We start from the raw sequence: 19,311 nt of genomic DNA on the forward strand, positions 1-19,311 counted from the left end.
TCGCATGACCTTCGACGAAGGCCAGGGCTACGTCGTCCTTGCCACCATCGCCGTGCCGCTCCTCGCGGCACTCATCCTCGTCTTCACCCCCGGCTCCCAAAAGATGGCCGTCCGGTACATCTCCGCGGTCACCGGCGCCATCCTCGCCGCGCTCTCCATCTACATCTTCACCGCCTACCAGGTCGATGGCGACCAGGCCCAGATGAACCTCCGATGGACCTGGGTCGAAAACACCGCCTTCCTCGGCGAAAACGGCATCGCCCTCCGCCTCGCCGTCGACGGTATCTCTGCCCTCCTCGCCCTCCTTACCGGCGTCGTCGCCTTCGCCGGCGCCCTCGCCAGCTGGAAAATCGAGTACCGCAACAAAGACTTCTACATCCTCTACTGGATCCTCCTCGCCGGCGTCTTCGGCACCTTCTTCGCCTACGACCTCTTCTTTTTCTTCTTCTTCTACGAACTCGCGGTCATGCCGCTCTACCTCCTCATCGGCGTCTGGGGCTCCACCCGCAAGGAGTACGGCGCCGCCAAGCTCACGCTGATGCTGGTCGGCGGCTCGGTGCTCATCTGGATCGGCATCTTTGCCGTCTTCCACCAGGCCAACATCGGCACCTTCGACCTCCCCTCGCTCTGGGCTGCCGGCCAAAACGGCGCCATCAGCCCAACCGCCCAAAAGGTCATCTTCCCGCTCATGGCCGTCGGCTGCGGCGTCCTCGCCGCTCTCTGGCCGTTCCACACCTGGTCCCCCGACGGCCACATGTCGGCGCCCACCGCCGTCTCCATGGTCCATGCCGGCGTCCTCATGAAGCTCGGCGCCTTCGGCATCATCCGCCTCGGCATCCAGCTCCTGCCCGAGGGCGCCGAGTTCTGGATGCCCGCCCTCATGGTCCTCGGCACGATCGGCGCCGTCTACGGCGCAACCGCTGCCCTCACCCAGCGCGACTTCAAGCTCATCTCCGGCTACAGCTCCGTCAGCCACATGGGCTACGTCCTCATGGGCCTCGCCACCATGAACACCATCGGGATAACCGGCGCCGTCCTCCAGATGTTCTCCCATGGGGTGATGACCGCCCTCGTCTTCCTCATGATCGGCGCCCTCTACGACCAGGCCCATACGCGCGACATGAAGGAATTCGGCGGCCTCGCGAAGGTCATGCCCCTCTGGGTCATCTTCTACGCCATCGCCGGCCTCGCCAACGTCGGCCTGCCCGGCTTCTCCGGCTTCACCGCTGAATTCCACATCTTCGTCGGCACCTTCCGCACCTACCCGGTCTTCGGCGCCCTTGCCATCTTCGCCGCCGCGCTCGCCGCCGCCTACATGCTCCGCATGTTCGCGACCGTCTTCTTCGGTCCCACCAATCCCCACTGGAAGGATTTGAAAGACCTCACCCCCATCGAACGCCTCTCCGGCGCCATGCTCATCGCCTCCATCGTCATCATGGGCGTCTGGTGGGCACCCTTCACCGACCGGGTAGGCCATACCGTCACCCTCCTCCCGGGGGTCACTGGCTGACATGCGCGATTACGCACTCTTCATCCCTGAATACATCGCCTGCGGCGTCGCCCTCCTGATCATCGCCATCGAACTCTTCGCCCCGAAGGTCCGCAAAGATACCCTCGCCTACCTCACCGCACTCGGCGCGCTCGCCTGGTTCGCCGCCGGCCTCGCCTTCCTCGACCGCGACCCGAAGTCGTACCAGGGGCTCTTCCTCAGCGACGATTTCACCAGCTTCTTCCGCCTCCTCGCCGCCGGCATCGTCTTCGTCGTCGCCCTCATGTCCGCCGAATTCCTGAAGCGCCACAAGGGCGTCGACCACGGCGAGTTCTACGGGCTCCTCCTCGTCGCCGGCTCCGCCATGACCGTCATGGCCGGCGCCACCGAACTCCTCACCGCCTACCTGGCCCTCGAAGTCCTCTCCTTCTCCCTCTACATCCTCGTCGGCATCCTCAAGCGCGACCTCCGCTCCAACGAGGCCAGCCTCAAGTACATCCTCCTCGGCGCATTCTCCAGCGCCCTCTTCCTCTACGGCCTCTCGCTCGTCTACGGCACCGCCGGCACCACCAGCTATGCCGGCATCGCCGAAGCCTACGCCAGCCGCGATTCCGGCCTCGACCCGGCCGTCGTCGTCGGCCTGATGCTCATCCTCGCCGGCGTCGGCTTCAAAGTCTCCGCCGCCCCCTTCCACATGTGGGCCCCCGACGCCTACGAAGGCGCGCCGCTCCCCATCACCGCCTTCCTCTCCACCCTCTCCAAGGCGGCCGGCTTTGCGCTCATCCTCCGCCTCTTCTCCAGCGCATTCGTCACCGACGCCGAGACCTGGCGCTGGGCCTTCCTCGCCCTCGCCGCCCTCACCATGACCGTCGGCAACCTCATCGCCATCCAGCAGAAGAACCTCAAGCGGCTCGTCGCCTACTCCTCCATCGGCCAGGTCGGCTACATGCTCATCTCCATCGCCGCCCTCGGCTACGGCGACGCCCAGGTCGGCATCAACGCCACCAGCGGTCTCCTCGTTCACCTCGTCGGCTACATCGTCACCACCCTCGCGCTCTTCTCTGCCCTCACCGCCGCCGTCAACCGCACCGGCAGTGAAGAGATCGCCGGCCTCCGCGGGCTCGCCGAAACCCAGCCCTTCCTCGCCCTCGTCATCACCGCCTCCCTCTTCTCCTTCGCCGGCCTCCCCTTCTTCGCAGGCTTCGCGACCAAGCTCTTCCTCCTCCAGGGCGCCACCACCGACGAAACCATCTGGGTCGTCGCCCTCGCCGTCCTCAACAGCTTCATCAGCCTCTACTACTACCTCATGGTCATCCGCCAGATGTACCTCTTCGACCCCGTCGGCGATGCCAGCCGCTACCGCGTCCAGCCCGTGCTCTGGGGCCTGGCCGCCGTGCTCCTGGTCGGCATCCTCTTCATCGGCATGTACCCCGGGCCCGCCTTCGAATTCTCCGAGCAGGCCGCCCGCCCGCTCTTCGATGCCGCCTCCGCCGCTGCCGCGGCCCGCGTGCAGGCCCCCTGAGCGGGCCGCCTCCGCCCGTCGCTCACCACACCGCACGTCCAAACAAAGAAGGCGCCGCGGATGCGGCGCCTTCTTTGTTTCGATCCCGGTGAACGTCCCGGACGATTACTGCACCTCCAGCACCGTGTGCATTCCCAGCTCGTAGTGTGTCGCAATGTTGCAAATCAACACGTACCGCCCGGCCGGCAGCTCCAGCGTCGCCTCCCGCGATTTCTTCGCCGGGAACTCTTCAATCTCTCCGACCACCTCCACCTGCTCCTCGTCCACCTTCTTCTCCTTCACCGGCAGCCGGTCTTCTGGCAGGTCGGTCCGGACGAACACCAGCTCGTGTGCCGTGGTCCCGGTGTTCTTCGCCTTCACCCGGACGTCCCCGGCCGGCACCGACGTCCGGTCGAGCTTTATCCCCCAGTCGAACAGCTCCGCGTTCAGGCGCGGCGTCGCATCATCGTCATCGTCGCCCCCGCAGCCGGCCGACAGCCCCGCGGCGGCCCCCGCAACGAGCAGCGCCGCCGCCATCGCGGCCCGCGCGCCCCACACAACCCTCTGCATGACGCACTCCCCTTCGTGTGTTGTCCTTCTCCGAAACGTAAACCCGGCTTAACCCGCCAGTCAACACATCAGAAAGCCCTGCATTCCGAGACGGGAAACACATGGCACCAGTCCGACCCGTTTCCCCGGCCTTGCCGCGCCTTGCCCATTCCGCGCTACACTGGGCGTAGCATGCCGAAACTTGGTTTTCTCAATCGCATCCTCGGCGACTCCAACGAGCGGGAGCTGAGGCGCCTGCAAAAAATCGTCGACGAAATCAACGACCTCGCCCCCGAGACCGAAGCGCTCTCCGATGAGCAGCTCGCCGCGAAAACCGCCGAATTCAAGGAGCGGCTCGCCCAGGGCGAAACCCTCGATGACCTCCTCCCCGAGGCCTTCGCCGTCACCCGGGAGATGGCCGCCCGCAAGGTCGGCGAGCGCCCCTATGACGTCCAGCTCATGGGCGGTATCGTCCTCCACGAAGGCCGCATCGCCGAGATGCGCACCGGCGAAGGCAAAACCCTCACCGCCGTCGCCCCCGTCTACCTGAACGCCCTCCTCGGCCGCGGTGTCCACGTCGTCACCGTCAACGACTACCTCGCCCGCCGCGATGCCGCCTGGTACGGCCCCGTCTACCACGCTCTCGGCATGTCCGTCGGCGTCATCCAGAACGCCGGCATCTCCTTCATGTACGAACCGGGCTACGAGCCCGAAACCGAAGGCCCAGCAACCGGCTACAAAGACCTCCGCCCGGCCACCCGTAAAGAGGTCTACCAGGCCGATATCACCTACGGCACCAACAACGAGTTCGGCTTCGACTACCTCCGCGACAACATGGTGCGCGAATGGGAAGACAAAGCCCAGCGCGACCTCTACTTCGCCATCGTCGACGAAGTCGACAACATCCTCATCGACGAAGCCCGCACCCCGCTCATCATCAGCGGCCAGGCCGAAGAAGCCAGCGCCACCTACATCAAGTTCGCCCGCGCCGTCAAAGGCCTCCGCGAAGAGATCGACTACGTCATCGACCACAAGGCGAAGCACGTCGCCCTCACCGAAGAGGGCATCGAACGCGTCGAACGCGCCCTCGGCATCCGCAACATCTTCGAAGGCGACCCCCGCCTGGCCCGCCACCTCGAAGCCGCCCTCGATGCCGAGTACCTCAAGCGCATCGACCGCGACTACGTCGTCCGCGACGGCGAAGTCATCATCGTCGACGAGTTCACCGGCCGCCTCATGCCCGGCCGCCGCTGGAGCCACGGCATCCACCAGGCCGTCGAAGCCAAAGAAGGCGTGCCCATCCAGCGCGAATCGATCACCTACGCCACCATCACCTTCCAGAACCTCTTCCGCCTCTACGAGAAGCTCGCCGGCATGACCGGCACCGCCGAAACCGAAGCCGAAGAGTTCCACAAAATCTACGGGCTCGACGTCGTGGTCATCCCCACCCACCGCCCGATGATCCGCGTCGACCACCCCGACGTCGTCTACATCAACGAGCGCGCCAAGTTCAACGCCGTCGTCAACGAAATCGAGGAGATGCACCGCATCGGCCGGCCCGTCCTCGTCGGCACCACCTCGATCGAAAAATCCGAATACCTCTCCAGCCTCCTGGCCCGGCGGGGCATCCCCCACCAGGTCCTCAACGCCAAGCACCACGAACGCGAAGCCCTGATCGTTGCCCAGGCAGGGCAGCGCGGCGCCGTCACCATCGCCACCAACATGGCCGGCCGCGGCACCGACATCAAGCTCGGCCCAGGCGTCGCCGAGCTCGGCGGCCTCCACGTCATCGGCACCGAGCGCCACGAATCCCGCCGCATCGATAACCAGCTCCGCGGCCGCGCCGGCCGCCAGGGCGACCCCGGCTCCTCTCGCTTCTTCGTTTCCTTCGGCGACGACATCATGAAGCGCTTCGCCCCCGACTGGGTCCCCGGCATGATGCAGAAGCTCGGCATGACCGAGGACATGCCCCTCGAATCGCGCATGGTCACCCGCGCCATCGAGCAGGCCCAGCAGAAGGTCGAAGGCCACAACTTCGATATCCGCAAGCGCCTCGTCGAGTTCGACGACGTCATCAACGAACACCGCAAGCAGATCTACAGCCAGCGCGACAAGATCCTCCGCGGCGTCGATACCCGCGCCAACGTCCTCGAGGAGATGCTCTTCCGCGAAATCGAGCGCATCACCGAGAACGTCAATCCCGACGACTTCGAATCGCTCGAACTCGCCCACGCCGAGCTCCGCGAAATCTTCCTCCCCGAAGACCTGCCCACCATCGAAGAGATGGCCGAGCTCCGCGACGAGCTCACCGACGAGCTGCTCGACCGCGCCGAAGACCGCTACGAGCAGATGGAGGCCGCCATCGGCCCCGAAAACATGCGCAAGGTCGAGCACTGGCTCCTCCTTGAAGCCATCGATACCCACTGGCGCGAACACCTCACCGCCATCGAAGAACTCCGCCAGAGCATCGGCCTCCAGGCCTACGCCCAGGTCGACCCCCTCGTCGCCTTCAAGCGCGAGGGCCACGATATGTACCAGCAGCTCGTCCAGAACATCCGCCGCCAGGTCGCCCGCACCATCTTCAAGGTCCGGGTTGTCCAGCAGCCAGCGCCCCAGCCCGCACCCGCCCCCGTCGGCGACGGCGCTGCCGCCCCGGCGCCGGCGCAAAAGGCCGCGCCCATCCTCGCGAAGGCCAGCGGTCCCAGCCCCGAGGAGATCCGCCGGCTCGGCGCAGCGCCTCAGGCCGGCGGCAAGGGCTCCAGCGCCGCGAAACGGCGGAAGCTGATCCGCTGATGGGCGCCCTCGCCGACCTCGGCCTGAGCACCAGCGACGGCCCCATCATGCTCGTCTCCGCGCCCGATTCCGTCCTCGCCGAGGCCTCCCGCATGAAGCCCCGGCCCGCCTTCGCCAGCTCCATCCTCACCGCCGAACCCACCCCCCGCATCCTCTGGTGGCCCGAGCGCGCCCAGCTCGAGCCCGGCCTCCTCAGCCGCCTCGCCTGGATGACCTCCGTCGCCCGCGGCGAAGCCTGGCTCATCCTCGACCCCGCCGAGCCCGAATCGCCCGCACCCTCGGAGCTCGAACCCCTCCTCCCCGCCGCCTCCCTCGCCCTCGTCGAGCAGCGCCCCATCGGCCGCGGCGAAATCGCCCTCCGCGTCCGCCCGCGTGGCGCCTGAGCCGCCGCGAGCCTCGCGCACCGCTCTGGTACAGTTGGCCCACACCCTCGCACACGCGCTCCGCAGGCCCATGAGCAAAGACAAACAGAAGAAGCAGAAAGCCAAGCACCGGCAGCCCGGGGCCGGCTCCTCCGCGCCGCCCCAGCCCGAGCCCCTCCCGCCCATCCAGGGCCCCGCCCGCGCCATGGTCATCATGGCCCACCCAGATGACGCCGACTTCCTCTGCGCCGGCACCGTCGCGAAATGGTGCGCCGAAGGGTGGGAGGTGATCTACGTCGTTGTCACCAGCGGCGACAAAGGCACCCACGACCCGACCATGCACCCCGAAAAGCTCGCCGCCATCCGCGAAGAAGAGCAGCGCGAAGCCTGCCGCGTCCTCGGCGTCAAAGAGTGCATCTTCCTCGGCTACCCCGATGGCTTCACCTCCGAAAGCGCCGAACTCCGCGGCCAGATCGTCCGCCTCCTCCGCCTCTACCGGCCCGATGTCGTCATCACCTGGGACGCCTTCCGCGGCACCTTCAACCACCGCGACCACCGCAACGTTGGCCAGGCCACCATGGACGCCATCTACCCCATCGTCCGCGACCGCCTCTTCTACCAGCACCACGAGCACGAAGGCCTCGAAAGCCACCAGGTCAACGAAGTCCTCCTCGCCGGCGCCGATAAGCCCGACTACAGCGTCGACATTACCGACTACTGGGAGAAAAAGGTCGAGGCGATCCTCTGCCACACCAGCCAGCTCGGCGGCCGCACAAAGGAGGACTTCCTCCGCGAGCGGGCCGAGCGCGAAAAGCGCGAACCCGGCAAACCGATCGAAGAGCGCTTCCGCCGGTGGAGCATCCGCCGGCCCATGCGCCAGCCGCAGGCAGCAGCCCCGGCCGAGCCCCGCCCGAAGCCGCAGCGTACCGCCGCCGGCTAACCCTGCCCCTGCAGGACCACCCCATCCGCCAGCAGCGCCGCAACCCGATCCTCGCTGATGCCGCACTCGCGCAGCACCTCCACCGTGTGCTCGCCCACCAGCGGCGAACGCCGCGGGTACCCGTTCGGCATCTCCGGGAACCACCCCAAAAGCCGCGGCCCGCGGACCGTCCCCAGCTGCGGGTGCTCAAAATCCTCGAAGTACCCCGAGGCGTGCAGCCACGGGTCCTCGAACAGCTCCTCCGTCGAGACCGCTGACGCGGCCGGCACCCCCCGCGTCAGCAGCCGGTCGAGCACCTCCAGCCGCGGCATCCCCGCCAGGACCCCGGCGATCCGCTCGGCCAGCCTCCCCTCCACCGGCTCCCGCAGCGCCTGCTCGGCCAGCCAGCCCCCGGCCCACTCCGGGTGCCCCAGCCCCGCGCACACGCCGTGGAAGTGCTCCGGCTTCGTCGCCGCAATCAGCACCCAGCCGTCCGCGCACTGGTAGTACCGGTTCAGCGCCGAAAGCCCCAGCAGGTCGAGCCCGCCCTTCGGGTTCGGCGGCCGCCCTTCGTACCACGTCACCTCGCCCGAAAGGGTCAGCACGCTCTGGTTCGCGAGGCAGGTCGTCACCTCCTGGCCCTCGCCCGTCACCTCCCGCGCCGCCAGCGCTGCCACCACCCCGAAGGCCGCCATCATCGCGCTCGCCGTATCGTTCACCGGGATCTGGTAGAACACCGGCTCGTCGTCGCCGCCCTGCAGCGCCATCAGCCCGCTCCGCGCCTGCACCAGCGGGTCGAACCCCGGGTCCTGCGCCAGCGGCCCGCTCGGCCCATAGCCCGTCACCGAACAGCTGATGATCCGCGGGTTCACCGCCCGCAGCGCCGCGTAGTCGATCCCCAGCCGCTCCCGCACCCCCAGCCGGAAGTTGTCGAGCACCACATCGCTCACCCGCACGAGGTCGAGGAACACGTCCCGCCCCTCCGGACGCTTCAGGTCGATCGCCAGGCTCCGCTTCCCCCGGTTGTAGCCCACAAACCCAAGCCCGTACGTCCGGAACGGGTCGCCCTCCAGCGGCTCCACCTTGATCACGTCGGCGCCCCAGTTCGCCAGGATCGTCGGCGCGTACGTCCCCGCGATGAATGCCCCCAGGTCGAGCACCCGCACCCCGGCCAGCGGGCCGCCCGGCAGCACCGGCCCGTCCCCGCCCCGCACCCGCTCGTGCGCCCCGATATCCGAGAGGGCCGCCGGCTGCGGGAGATGCCGCACGGCGCCTGGGGTCGCGCTCAGCGTCACCGGCACCCCGGGGATGACCACCCTGCCCAGCCGCTCGTGCTCCAGCTCCACCCGCATCCCGTTCGCCCGCACCGTCTCGCTGTTGAACCACTCGTCGATCGTCCCGACCGGCCCGCGCGGCACCCCGGCCGCCTGGAGAATATCCAGCCACTCCTGCCGCGGCTTCTCCTTGAACCGCGCTTCGAGCGCCTCGATCACCTGCTGGTTGACCCCGGGCTTCAGCAGATTCGTGAACTCACCCTCCACCCCCTCCAGCGCCATCAGGTGGAGCATGTCCGTCGCCTCCAGCGCCTTCAGGAAGAACTGCGGCGTCAGCGTGCCGAGGAAGAACCACTTCCCGTCCGCGCACTCGTACAGCCGGTAGTTCGGCACACCGCCCCTGCTTCCCCGGCCCCCGAGGCGGAACATCTCCCCCGCTTTAATCGTCCCGCCGCTCTCCACCGCCGCCACCCCGTGCAGGCCGCTCACCTCCAGCGTCTGCCCCCGGCCCGTGCGCAGCTTTGCGTACAGCGCCGTGGCAAGTGCCCCCGCACCGAGCATCGCCTGGCCGTACTGCACCTGCGGCGTCACCAGGTAGGTCGGCCGGTCTTCGTAGCTCATCTGCAGCCACGCCACGCCCGAGACCGCCTCCAGCAGCCCCTCGTCCGGCGGCAGCTGGCTCCATCGTCCGAGGGGGGAGTAGGGCGGAAACCATGCGTGCACCAGGGCGGGGTCAGTGCCGCGCACGGAAACGGAGTCGAGGCCGCTCCGCTCTAACTCCCCCGGGGCCCAGTCGAACACAGCGGCATCCGCACTGGCAAGGAGCTCCCGGGCCGCAGCCAGGCCCTCGAACTGGTGGAGGTCCAGGGTCACCACCCGCTTGTTCCGGTTCCAGCACCAGTACCCCGGGTGCTCCCGCATCCGGTCGCCCCCCGGCGGCTCCACCTTGATCACCTCGGCGCCGAAGTCGGCAAGCAGCATCGTCGCCATCGGCCCCGCGATGCCCTGGCAGAAATCGATGACCCGGAATCCGCTGAACGCACTCATGGCCCGGAACTATAGCCCGGAGCCGGCGCATCGGCATCGCCTCGCCCCGGGGGCGGCCCGGAGACAACCCCGGGACGGTCCGGTGCCCGCCGCTCCGGCGGCGCTGCCCCCGGCCGACAATCAGGACGAAGGACCCGCCATGCGCATCATCGACCACGCCGACCTCCCCCGGGCGCTCCTCCAGCGGTCCGTCGACCTCCGCGCGGCCGAAGCCCGCCAGGCGCTGGCCAGGCTCGCCCTCGCCCCGCCCGGGGCTACCTCGCCGGCTGCGCCCGGCGCCGACGTCGTCCAGCTCTCCCCCGAGGCCCGCGCCGCCTGGCAGCACCTCCGCCGGCCTCCCGACCTCGCCGCGCTCGCCGGCCTCCTCCGCGACGCCCTCCCCGTCACCGGCGCCGGTCACGGCCCTGCCTTCGCCGCCCTCCGCGCTGCGCTCACTGCCCTCGGCGTCCAGCCCGCAGCCATCCCCGCGTCCCCCGCCGCCCTGGGCGCGCTCCTCAGCGCCCTCCGCGCCGCCTTCCCCGCATTCGCCGCCGACGATGCCGCCGCGGCAACCCTCGCCGCCTGGCTGCTCGCCGGCCGGCCCGGTCCCGGGTTCGAACTCCCGCCCGCCCTCCTCTCCCTCCTCGCCGCACCCGAGCCGCGCCGCCGGCCGCGGCCCGCCCGCCGCGGACCCCGCAGCCCGGGTCGACAGCGCTAGTCAAAAATTTGTACATTCCCGCGCGAGACGCTTCCGCCGGAGGCCGCGCATGAACGTCACCTGGGCCGAACTCCAGCCAGAATTCGACGCTATCACCCGCCGCATCGTCTGGGCCGTCGTCACCACCGTCGACACGCGCGGCCGCCCCCGCTCCCGCATCCTGCACCCCATCTGGGACGGCCACGTCGGCTGGGTCGCCACCTCGCCGCTCTCCCTCAAGGCGAAGCACATCGCCGCCAACCCCTGGGTCGCGGTCGCCTACTGGGACCAGCAGCACGAGCAGGTCTACGCTGAGTGCCGCGCCTCCTGGGATACCTCCCTCGAACGCCGCCAGTGGCTCTGGGACTTCTTCAAGTCGACCCCGCCCCCGCTCGGCTACGACCCCGGCACTCTCTGGCGGAACGGCCCCTCCGACCCCACCTTCGGCGCGCTCCGCCTCGACCCCATCCGCATCGAAGTCTCGCGCCTGAGCGAAATCATGACCGGGAAGCCGCCCCGCGTCTGGCGCCCGGCAAACGGCTAGGCCCCGGCTGCTCACGGTCCCGCTGCGCCTCGTACGCCGCCAGCATCTGCGCCCCCATCCGCGGCAGGTCCGGCTCCTGCTCGCCCCGGTACACCCCCGCCGCAACCTGCCGCCAAAGGTCCAGCACGGCCGTAAGCTGCTCCCGGAAGTAAATCCCGTAGGCTGCCGCCAGCTGCTCTACCCGCTCCCCGAGCTGTGCCGCCTCCACCGTGCCCGCCCGCGTCGCCTGCCACGCCACGCTCGTCCCGATATGCTCCCACGGCCACGCCAGCACCGTGTTCTCCCGGTCGGCCAGCGCTGCCCGGAATCCGTCCGCCGTCCGCCGCGAAACCACCGCGGCCTCCTCCCGCATCGCCGGCCGCAGCACCTCCGGCCGCTCGAACGGCCCCGGCCGCGCGAACGCCGCCCCGCACACGAGCGACGCCGCATTGCTGCACACCCGCTCCAGCCGCGCAAACGGCATGCCCTCCAGGGGCTCCTCCCCCGCGAACTGCAGCAGCAGCCAGGCCCCGAACCCCGGCATCGGCTCCGCCGGCGATTGCTCCGTCGTCCGTCGCCAAAACCACCTCATGCTTCCATTCTCGGCTGTTCACGGCTCTGCCGGCATCCCGGACCTTCGGCTATGCAGCCGCGCGATATCCCCGATGTTGCACTCCCCCTGCGAGGGCCAACCGGTCACCAGATGGGTACCCGCCCGGCCGTACCGCCTCCCCTCCGCGCCTTCCTAGCATGAGCCTGCTGCGGCGAACGGAATGGGGGAGTCCGCCGCCCTCCGTCGCCCTTAACCTCGAACGGAGCGCTGCCCGTGCACGGGAAACATCTCATCAGCGTCGCCCTCCTCTGGGCCGGCCTCACCGCCATCGGCGAGCTCCTGGTCTTCGCCGACCTCTTCCCGCCCGTCGGCTCGCACGAGGCCGAGGACTTCGACAGCATCTTCCGCTTCCTCCTCATCCTCGGCATCCCCGTCTTCACCTTCGTCATCGCGGTCGTCACCTACGCGGCCCTCACCTGGCGCGTCCGCGGCGACCAGCCCGATGAGGACGGACCACCCATTCGCGGCCGCGGCTGGGTCCCCCGCATCTGGCTCGCCATCACCGGCGCACTTGCCGTCTTCGTCATGATTCACCCCGGCCTCACCGGCCTCGCCAAGCTCCAGTCCAGCTATACCGCCTACGGCTGGGGCCCCGAAGAAGCCGACCTCGAAATCGATGTCACCGCCTTCATGTGGCAGTGGACCTTCACCTACCCCGATGGAACGGAAATCTCCGTCACGAAAGGCAAAGAGGTCGTCATCCCGGTCAACAAACACGTCCGCTTCAACGTCAACTCCGTCGATGTCGTCCACTCCCTCTGGATCCCGGCGTTCCGCATGAAGATCGACGCCATCCCCGGGCGCACCACCTACATGACCGTCTACCCCACCGAACTCGGCGCCTACAACGATGACCAGGCCTACCGCGTCCAGTGCGCCGAGCTCTGCGGGCTCGACCACTCCAAGATGTGGCTCCCGGTCCGCGTCGTCACCGAATCCGAATTTGAGGCCTGGCTCGCCAGCCTCAAGAGCGAGGGGAAGTAAGCATGTACGCAGTCAAATCCGTCTTCGGCGCACTCGGCCTCGGGCTCATCGGCTTCTACCTCGGGCTCGGCATCGTCGCCTTCCTCCGCTGGCTGTTCGGCTACTCCGACCCCTGGGGCGGCGAAATCAACATCATCGGCGGCTGGGTCCTCGGCCTCTTCATGTGGCTCATGGGCATCGGCATGTGGGGCCAGTGGGGCCGCGAATGGTTCGGCCTCAAAACCTACACCCGCCAGCTCCCCGGCTGGCAGCGCTACTTCACCTTCAACACCGACCACAAGGTCATCGGCATCCAGTACCTCGTGACCTTCATGGTCGTCTTCTTCCTCGCCGGCGCCCTGGCCATGCTCATGCGGCTCGAACTCGCCCAGAGCGGCAACCAGTTCCTCAGCAACGCCCAGTACAACGGCACCATGGGCCTCCACGGCATCCTCATGGTCGCCGTCGCCGTCGCCGCCGTCATCGGCGGCATCGGCAACTACGCCGTCCCCCTCATGATCGGCGCCCAGGACATGGCCTTCCCCCGCCTCAACGCCCTCACCTTCTGGCTCGTCCCGCCCGTCGCCGTCGGCCTCCTCGCCACCCCCTTCCTCGGCGGCATCGAGCACGGCTGGACCGCCTACCCCCCGCTCGCGATTTACACCAACAGCGCCCAGGTCCTCTTCAGCCTCTCCATCATCACCTTCGGCCTCACCTCCATCCTCGGCGCCCTGAACTTCATCGTCACCATCATCTACATGCGCGCCCCCGGCCTTACCTGGGGCCGCCTCCCCATCTTCGTCTGGTCGATGTTCGCCACCTCCTGGATCGCCCTCCTCTATACGCAGGGCTTCGCCGCGGCGCTCTTCCTCGTCCTCCTCGACCGGCTCGGCTTCTCCTTCTTCAACACCGCCGGCGGCGGCGACCCCCTCCTCTACCAGCACGTCTTCTGGTTCTACTCGCACCCCGCCGTCTACATCATGGTCCTCCCCGGCTTCGGCCTTGCGCTCGAACTGATCGCGCACTTCTCCCGCAAGCCGCTCTTCGCCTACCGCTACGCCGTCGCCGCCTTCCTCGGCATCCTCGGCCTCAGCGGCGTCGTCTGGGCCCACCACATGTTCACCTCCGGCATGCCCAACTACCTCCACGGGCCCTTCCTCGTCGCCACCGAGCTCATCTCCATCCCCACCGGCCTCATCTTCCTCTCCGCCCTCGGCACTATCTGGCTCGGCCGCCTCTGGCTGAAGCCGCCCATGCTCTTCGCCCTCGCCGTCATCTTCAACTTCGCCTGCGGCGGCGTCACCGGCATCTTCCTCGCTGATGTCCCCACCGACATCCACCTCCAGGACACCTACTTCGTTGTCGCCCACTTCCACTACACCATCGTCGGCGGCGAAATCTTCGCCCTCTTCGCGGCCATCTACTACTACTTCCCCAAGATGACCGGCCGCATGTACAGCGAGCGGCTCGCAAAGCTCCACTTCTGGTGGATGTTCATCGGCTTCAACGCCACCTTCTTCCTCATGCACCTGCCCGGCATCAAGGGCATGAACCGCCGCATCGCCGACTTCCCCTCCGAGCTCGACCCCGTCAACCTCGCCATCAGCCTCGCCGGCTTCTTCCTCGGTGCCTCCTTCCTCGTCTTCATCTGGAACATGGTCTACAGCTGGGTCCGCGGCCCCGTCGCCGAGGCCAACCCCTGGCAGGCCCGCACCCTCGAGTGGCAGACCAGCTCGCCGCCGCCCCATGAGAACTTCCCCGTCCCGCCCGTCGTCAGCGGCGGCCCCTACGACTACGGCGTCCCCGGCTCAAAGCACGCCACCTTCCCCGTCCCCTCCGCCGGCTTCGCCGGCGCTCCCGCGGGCGGCGGCGGCCAGTAACCAGGAGTCACGACCATGCGCAAACCGATGCAAACCGGCCTCATCGTCGCGGCAATCCTCGCCGTCCTCACCGTCACCGAGTACCTCTTCGCCACCCACGTCGACGACGACCTCGTCCGCTTCCTCGGCATCTCCGTCTCCGCCCTCGGCAAGGCCGGGCTCATCATCTACTACTTCATGCACATCTACCGCCTCTGGCGGCCCCAGGAGGCCCACTAAATGGCGCTCGCAACCGCACACCAGCCAGCCGCTCACGCCCCGGCCCACAACCACCTCGCCATCAAGCGCGCCGGGCTCTGGCTCTTCTTCTTCTCCGAGACCATTCTCTTCGGTCTCCTCCTCAGCGCCCGTTTCTACCTCGAAGGCATCCACCGCGAAGAGCTCAACCAGCTGCTCGGTCTCGCGATTACCGTCATCCTCCTCATCAGCTCCGTCACCGCCTACACCGCAGAAACCGCCATCGAGCACGACAACAAGAAGGTCGCCAGCTGGTACCTCTTCTTCACCATCCTGCTCGGCCTCATCTTTGCCGGCGGCGTCGCCTATGAGTGGTCGATTGCGCACTTCCACCGCGACGAAGCCTTCGGCTCCGTCTTCTTCGCCATGACCGGCATCCATGCCACCCACGTCGTCACCGGCGTCATCATGCTCATCCTCGTCTGGCTCCAGGCGCTCCGCGGCCGCTACAGCTCGAAGAACCCCTGGGCCGTCAGCGCGGTCGTCATGTACTGGCACTTCGTCGACGTCGTCTGGGTCTTCTACTACCCCGCCCTCTACCTCACCAAGTAACCTCGCTCCGCCATGCGCAACGTCCTCGCCAGCCCCATCACACGCCAGCTCCTCCTCTGGACCCTCGGGGGATTCCTCGTCGGCTGGCTGGTGAGCGTCCTCTGGTGGGCGATGCTTGAGCCGACAACCGCCCGGGCGCCCGACGAGATCGTCATCCCGCCGGGCGCCTCCGAACTCATCGCCCAGGGCCGCCGCGTCCCCGGCATCCCCTCCGTCATCCGCGGCGGCCGCACCGGTATCGTCCGCATCACGAACAACGACGCCGTCGAGCACTACCTGGCGGGCACGCTCATCCGGCCCGGCGCCACCGCCGAGGTGCGCCCCGCCGAAAAAGGCGGCGAAATCGCCTGCAGCTTCCATACCGGCGGCGTCATCGGCTACCAGCTCGACCGCCGCCCGCCGATCACCGTCACCTTCATCCCCGCCGCCGCCCTCGGCGTCCCCTTCGGCATCGCCTTCGGCGTCGCCGCCATCGTCGCCCGCCGCCTCGGCGGCGAACCCGCCGAACCCTCCCCCGCCTGAGCCCCGCCCGCCCCCGGTGCGGCCGCCCAAGGAGCTTCCCCGTGCCAGTCCCACCTGCGCCGTCAGCTCCTCCCCGGCTCGAAGGCCGGTACGTCCTGTTCGAACCGGTCGTCCCGGGCGCCCTCGACCCCGCTGCGCGCGACCTCTTCCTGGCCGCCAGCGAACGGGGCGCCAGCGGCGCCGACCCCGCCGCCCTCGCCGGCTCCCTCGCAGCCCTCGCAGCAGGCCGCTGCGCCGCCTGGGTGGTCCACCTCCGCCCCGCGCTGCCCGCCGCGCTCGCCTGGCTCAGCGCCGATCCCGGCCGCGCGGCCGATGCCGGCCTTCTCCTCGGCCGTGCCGGGCTCTCCTGGCGCGCACCCCGCATCGCCGGTCCCGCTGCCGCCGAGGCCCTCCTGCTCCTCCTCGGCTACGCCTTCGAAACCCGCGGCTTCCTCTCCGTCGCCGTGCGCGCCGCACTTCGGCCCCGGCGCAGCACCCGCCCCGTGCCCATCCTGGTGAGCGAGTGGCCCGCGCTCCGCGCCTCGCTTGCCTTCCGCGCCGCCCGCTGACCGCGCCCCTGTCGCCCCGCTCACATCCTCCCGCGCCGGGTGCTGCCCCGCGCCCGTCGCAGACCTACTGCCAGCGCTTCCGACGTCCTACACTCAGAACCACATCCCGTCCCGGAGGATCACCATGTCCCAGGCACAGACCGGCACGTGGGCAGTCAAAGTCGGCCTCGCCCAGATGCTCAAGGGCGGCGTCATCATGGATGTCGTCACCCCCGAACAGGCGAAAATCGCCGAAGAAGCCGGCGCCTGCGCCGTCATGGCCCTCGAGCGCGTCCCCGCCGACATTCGCCGCGACGGCGGTGTCGCCCGCATGAGCGACCCCGAAATCATCTACCGCATCATGGAGGCCGTCACCATCCCCGTCATGGCCAAGGCCCGCATCGGCCACTTCGTCGAGGCCGAAGTCCTCCAGGCGATTGGCGTCGACTACATCGACGAGTCCGAGGTCCTGACCCCCGCCGACGAAGCCCACCACATCGATAAGCACCAGTTCAAAGTCCCCTTCGTCTGCGGCGCCCGCAACCTCGGCGAAGCCCTCCGCCGCATCGGCGAAGGCGCGGCCATGATCCGCACCAAGGGCGAAGCCGGCACCGGCGACATCGTCGAGGCCGTCCGCCATATGCGCGCCGTCCAGGACGAAATCCGCCGCCTGACTACCCTCTCCGACGAGGAGATCTACACCGCCGCAAAGGAGCTCGGCGCCCCGCTCGAGCTCGTCCAGCAGGTCAAGCGCGAAGGCCGCCTCCCGGTCGTCAACTTCGCCGCTGGCGGCGTCGCCACGCCCGCCGATGCCGCGCTCATGATGCGCCTCGGCGCCGACGGCGTCTTCGTCGGCTCCGGCATCTTCAAGTCCGAAAACCCGCCCGCCTTCGCCCGCGCAATCGTCGAGGCCACCACCCACTACCAGGACCCCGAGGTCATCGCCCGGGTCAGCCGCGGCCTGGGCAAGGCAATGCCCGGCATCTCCGTCGCCTCCCTCGGCGAAAAGGAGCTGCTCGCCACCCGCGGCTGGTAGCCCCGCCGCCCCCGGTTCTCCGGCCTCCGTCGCCCTCACGATGCCCGCCCAGCCCGGCGGGCATCGCGCGTCGTTAGCCGCCGCCCGCCGGGACCGGCGGATCCCCTCGGCCTCCAGTTCACGCCGCGGCAGACGGCAACGGCGGGCAGCGCTGCAGCCGCCCGCCCGGGCGAGAAATTTCCTCGCGCGAACCGTTGCAGCCGTCCTTTGAAGTTTCTATAGTAAGTTGCAAATTGCAACGGATCGGCCGCGCCGATCTCCCGAGGAGGTATCATGTCCCCCCGCTCCAGCCCGCCGTCGAAATGGCTCACCCTCCTCGCGACCTGCGTCGGCCTCGCCATGCTGATGGTCGACACCTTTATCGTGAACGTCGCCTTCCCGGCGATCGGCCGCGACCTCGGCGCCTCCCTCAGCGCCACCGAATGGACCGTCTCCGGCTACGTCCTCATGACCGGCGTCTTCCCTATCGCCATGGGCCGCCTCGGCGACATCTACGGCCGCGACCGCGTCTACCTCGTCGGCCTCATCGGCTTCGTCATCACTTCCGGGCTCTGCGGCCTCGCCCGCGGCATCGACGAGCTCATCGCCTTCCGCATCCTCCAGGGCATCGCAGCCGCCACGATGATGCCCCTCACCCTCTCCATCATCACCGTCGCCTTCCCGCCCCAGCAGCGCGGCCTCGCCATCGGCATCTGGGGCGGCGTCTCCGGCCTCGGCCTCATCGCCGGGCCCATCCTCGGCGGCCTCCTCGTCGTCGGCGACCAGTGGCGCTGGATCTTCCTCATCAACCTCCCCCTCGGCCTGGTCGCCGTGCTCCTCGCCATCCTTTGGGTGCCGTCCTCCCGCGACCCCTCCGTGCCCCGCTCCGTCGACTGGCGCGGCCTCACCGTCCTGTCGGCCGCGCTCCTGCTGGTCCTCGTGGCCGTCAACCGCGGCAACGAAGTCGGCTGGACCTCCCCGGTCATCCTCGGCAGCCTCCTCGCCGGGGCCGTCCTCCTCGCCCTCTTCCCGCTCGTCGAACGAGCAGTCGCGCATCCCCTCGTCGACCTCTCCCTGTTCCGCAGCGGGCCCTTCGTTATGGCCTCGGTCTCGGCCTTCCTCTTCTCTGCCGCTGTCTTCGGCTCGCAGCCCTACGCCAGCCTTTTCATGCAGAACTACCTCGGCTTCACCCCGCTCGAGGGCGGGCTCGCCTTCCTCCCCGCCACCACGCTCGTTGCCGCGCTCATGCCAGTCTCCGGCATCATCGGCCAGAAGCTTGGCCACCGGATTCGGCTCATCATCATCGCCGGCTCGTTCGCGGTCGGCTGCTCGTTCCTCTACCTCCTTCAGCTCGATACCTCCAGCCGGTACCTCGACGGCCTCCTCCCATCGTTCATCCTCCGCGGCCTCGGCATCGGCCTCGTCATTTCCGCAACCTCCTACGCCGCGGTGAGCTCCCTGCCGCTGGCGAAATCCGGGCTCGCCTCCGGAACCCTCACCATGGCCCGCAATATCGGCACCTCGGCCGGGGTCGCCATCTTCGGCGCTGTCTACCTTCGCACCATCGAAAGCCGCCTGCCGGAACGCCTCGCCGCAGCCGGCGTCGAACCGTCGGCCGTGCCGGGGCTTGTCGACCGTGCAACCCGCTTCCTGCCGGCCGAAACGGAGCCCGCGGGGTCTGCAACTGCCGCCGGCATCGTCGACGCCTACGTCATCCTCGCCATCGCCGGCCTCGCGATCGCTACCCTCGCCATCGCCGCTGCCGCGATGATCCGCCCCCGCCGGGCCCCGGCCCCGGTCGCGCCTGCCGCTGCAACGCCCGCGCCGGACCCCGCCGGCAACGCCTGATCGCCGCCTGCCGGGGGCCCT

The 19,311-nt window shown here is 68.8% G+C and carries 18 protein-coding genes; 15 read left to right on the forward strand and 3 right to left on the reverse strand.

Annotation, left to right across the window (positions count from 1 at the left end):
- The first annotated feature begins 4 nt into the window (after window positions 1-4).
- Both A9A59_RS04325 and A9A59_RS04330 read left to right on the forward strand, forming a co-directional pair.
- Window positions 5-1,510, forward strand: coding sequence for a complex I subunit 4 family protein (locus A9A59_RS04325; RefSeq protein ID WP_098503108.1), 1,506 nt, complete (start codon window positions 5-7; stop codon window positions 1,508-1,510).
- Window position 1,511: 1 nt separating this feature from the next.
- Window positions 1,512-3,011, forward strand: coding sequence for an NADH-quinone oxidoreductase subunit N (locus A9A59_RS04330; protein WP_098503109.1), 1,500 nt, complete (start codon window positions 1,512-1,514; stop codon window positions 3,009-3,011).
- Window positions 3,012-3,116: 105 nt separating this feature from the next.
- Here A9A59_RS04330 and A9A59_RS04335 read toward each other — a convergent pair whose 3' ends face one another.
- Window positions 3,117-3,560: a hypothetical protein gene (locus A9A59_RS04335; protein WP_098503110.1), complete on the reverse strand. Its 444-nt coding sequence runs from the start codon at window positions 3,558-3,560 to the stop codon at window positions 3,117-3,119.
- A 171-nt stretch (window positions 3,561-3,731) separates the two neighbouring features.
- Here A9A59_RS04335 and secA point away from each other — a divergent pair, with 171 nt between their 5' ends.
- The 3 genes from secA (at window position 3,732) to A9A59_RS04350 (ending at window position 7,634) form a co-directional block, all read left to right on the forward strand.
- Entirely contained in the window at window positions 3,732-6,332 is a 2,601-nt protein-coding gene (secA, locus tag A9A59_RS04340; RefSeq protein ID WP_098503111.1) for a preprotein translocase subunit SecA, read from the forward strand.
- Complete coding sequence (locus A9A59_RS04345; protein WP_098503112.1) at window positions 6,332-6,715, forward strand: hypothetical protein; 384 nt, start codon at window positions 6,332-6,334, stop codon at window positions 6,713-6,715. Before secA ends, A9A59_RS04345 begins: the two co-directional genes overlap by 1 nt.
- A gap of 70 nt (window positions 6,716-6,785) precedes the next feature.
- Entirely contained in the window at window positions 6,786-7,634 is an 849-nt protein-coding gene (locus A9A59_RS04350; RefSeq protein ID WP_098503113.1) for a PIG-L deacetylase family protein, read from the forward strand.
- On the opposite strand, the gene A9A59_RS04355 is transcribed toward A9A59_RS04350, so the two are convergent.
- On the reverse strand, window positions 7,631-9,934 hold the full coding sequence (locus A9A59_RS04355) for a CaiB/BaiF CoA transferase family protein (protein WP_098503114.1): 2,304 nt from the start codon (window positions 9,932-9,934) through the stop codon (window positions 7,631-7,633). The genes A9A59_RS04350 and A9A59_RS04355 overlap by 4 nt on opposite strands.
- A gap of 139 nt (window positions 9,935-10,073) precedes the next feature.
- Between A9A59_RS04355 and A9A59_RS04360 the strand changes: the two genes are divergently transcribed.
- Both A9A59_RS04360 and A9A59_RS04365 read left to right on the forward strand, forming a co-directional pair.
- Window positions 10,074-10,631 (forward strand): hypothetical protein, encoded by a 558-nt coding sequence (locus A9A59_RS04360; RefSeq protein ID WP_098503115.1) that lies wholly within the window; start codon window positions 10,074-10,076, stop codon window positions 10,629-10,631.
- A gap of 49 nt (window positions 10,632-10,680) precedes the next feature.
- Complete coding sequence (locus A9A59_RS04365; RefSeq protein ID WP_098503116.1) at window positions 10,681-11,154, forward strand: pyridoxamine 5'-phosphate oxidase family protein; 474 nt, start codon at window positions 10,681-10,683, stop codon at window positions 11,152-11,154.
- On the opposite strand, the gene A9A59_RS13990 is transcribed toward A9A59_RS04365, so the two are convergent.
- Window positions 11,108-11,725 (reverse strand): hypothetical protein, encoded by a 618-nt coding sequence (locus tag A9A59_RS13990; RefSeq protein ID WP_098503117.1) that lies wholly within the window; start codon window positions 11,723-11,725, stop codon window positions 11,108-11,110. The genes A9A59_RS04365 and A9A59_RS13990 overlap by 47 nt on opposite strands.
- Before the next feature lie 234 nt (window positions 11,726-11,959).
- On the opposite strand from A9A59_RS13990, the gene coxB reads away from it, so the two are divergent.
- The 8 genes from coxB (at window position 11,960) to A9A59_RS04410 (ending at window position 19,290) form a co-directional block, all read left to right on the forward strand.
- On the forward strand, window positions 11,960-12,730 hold the full coding sequence (gene coxB / locus A9A59_RS04375) for a cytochrome c oxidase subunit II (RefSeq protein WP_165772493.1): 771 nt from the start codon (window positions 11,960-11,962) through the stop codon (window positions 12,728-12,730).
- Window positions 12,731-12,732: 2 nt separating this feature from the next.
- Window positions 12,733-14,589 carry a cytochrome c oxidase subunit I gene (locus tag A9A59_RS04380; protein ID WP_278286788.1) on the forward strand — a complete coding sequence of 619 codons (1,857 nt, stop codon included), beginning with the start codon at window positions 12,733-12,735 and terminating at the stop codon, window positions 14,587-14,589.
- Between the two features lie 15 nt (window positions 14,590-14,604).
- Window positions 14,605-14,808 (forward strand): cytochrome C oxidase subunit IV family protein, encoded by a 204-nt coding sequence (locus A9A59_RS04385; RefSeq protein ID WP_098503119.1) that lies wholly within the window; start codon window positions 14,605-14,607, stop codon window positions 14,806-14,808.
- The gene (locus tag A9A59_RS04390) at window positions 14,809-15,378 is read left to right on the forward strand and encodes a cytochrome c oxidase subunit 3 (RefSeq protein ID WP_098503120.1); all 570 of its coding nucleotides are present in this window, start codon (window positions 14,809-14,811) and stop codon (window positions 15,376-15,378) included. It abuts the gene before it with no gap.
- Between the two features lie 12 nt (window positions 15,379-15,390).
- Window positions 15,391-15,900, forward strand: coding sequence for a hypothetical protein (locus A9A59_RS04395; RefSeq protein ID WP_098503121.1), 510 nt, complete (start codon window positions 15,391-15,393; stop codon window positions 15,898-15,900).
- Window positions 15,901-15,941: 41 nt separating this feature from the next.
- Complete coding sequence (locus A9A59_RS04400; RefSeq protein WP_098503122.1) at window positions 15,942-16,448, forward strand: hypothetical protein; 507 nt, start codon at window positions 15,942-15,944, stop codon at window positions 16,446-16,448.
- Between the two features lie 124 nt (window positions 16,449-16,572).
- Window positions 16,573-17,463 (forward strand): pyridoxal 5'-phosphate synthase lyase subunit PdxS, encoded by an 891-nt coding sequence (gene pdxS / locus A9A59_RS04405; RefSeq protein ID WP_098503123.1) that lies wholly within the window; start codon window positions 16,573-16,575, stop codon window positions 17,461-17,463.
- A 273-nt stretch (window positions 17,464-17,736) separates the two neighbouring features.
- Window positions 17,737-19,290: an MFS transporter gene (locus A9A59_RS04410; RefSeq protein WP_098503124.1), complete on the forward strand. Its 1,554-nt coding sequence runs from the start codon at window positions 17,737-17,739 to the stop codon at window positions 19,288-19,290.
- The last annotated feature ends 21 nt before the right edge of the window (window positions 19,291-19,311 follow it).

It is taken from the genome of Tepidiforma thermophila (assembly GCF_002563855.1).
GTDB classification, from domain to species: domain Bacteria; phylum Chloroflexota; class Dehalococcoidia; order Tepidiformales; family Tepidiformaceae; genus Tepidiforma; species Tepidiforma thermophila.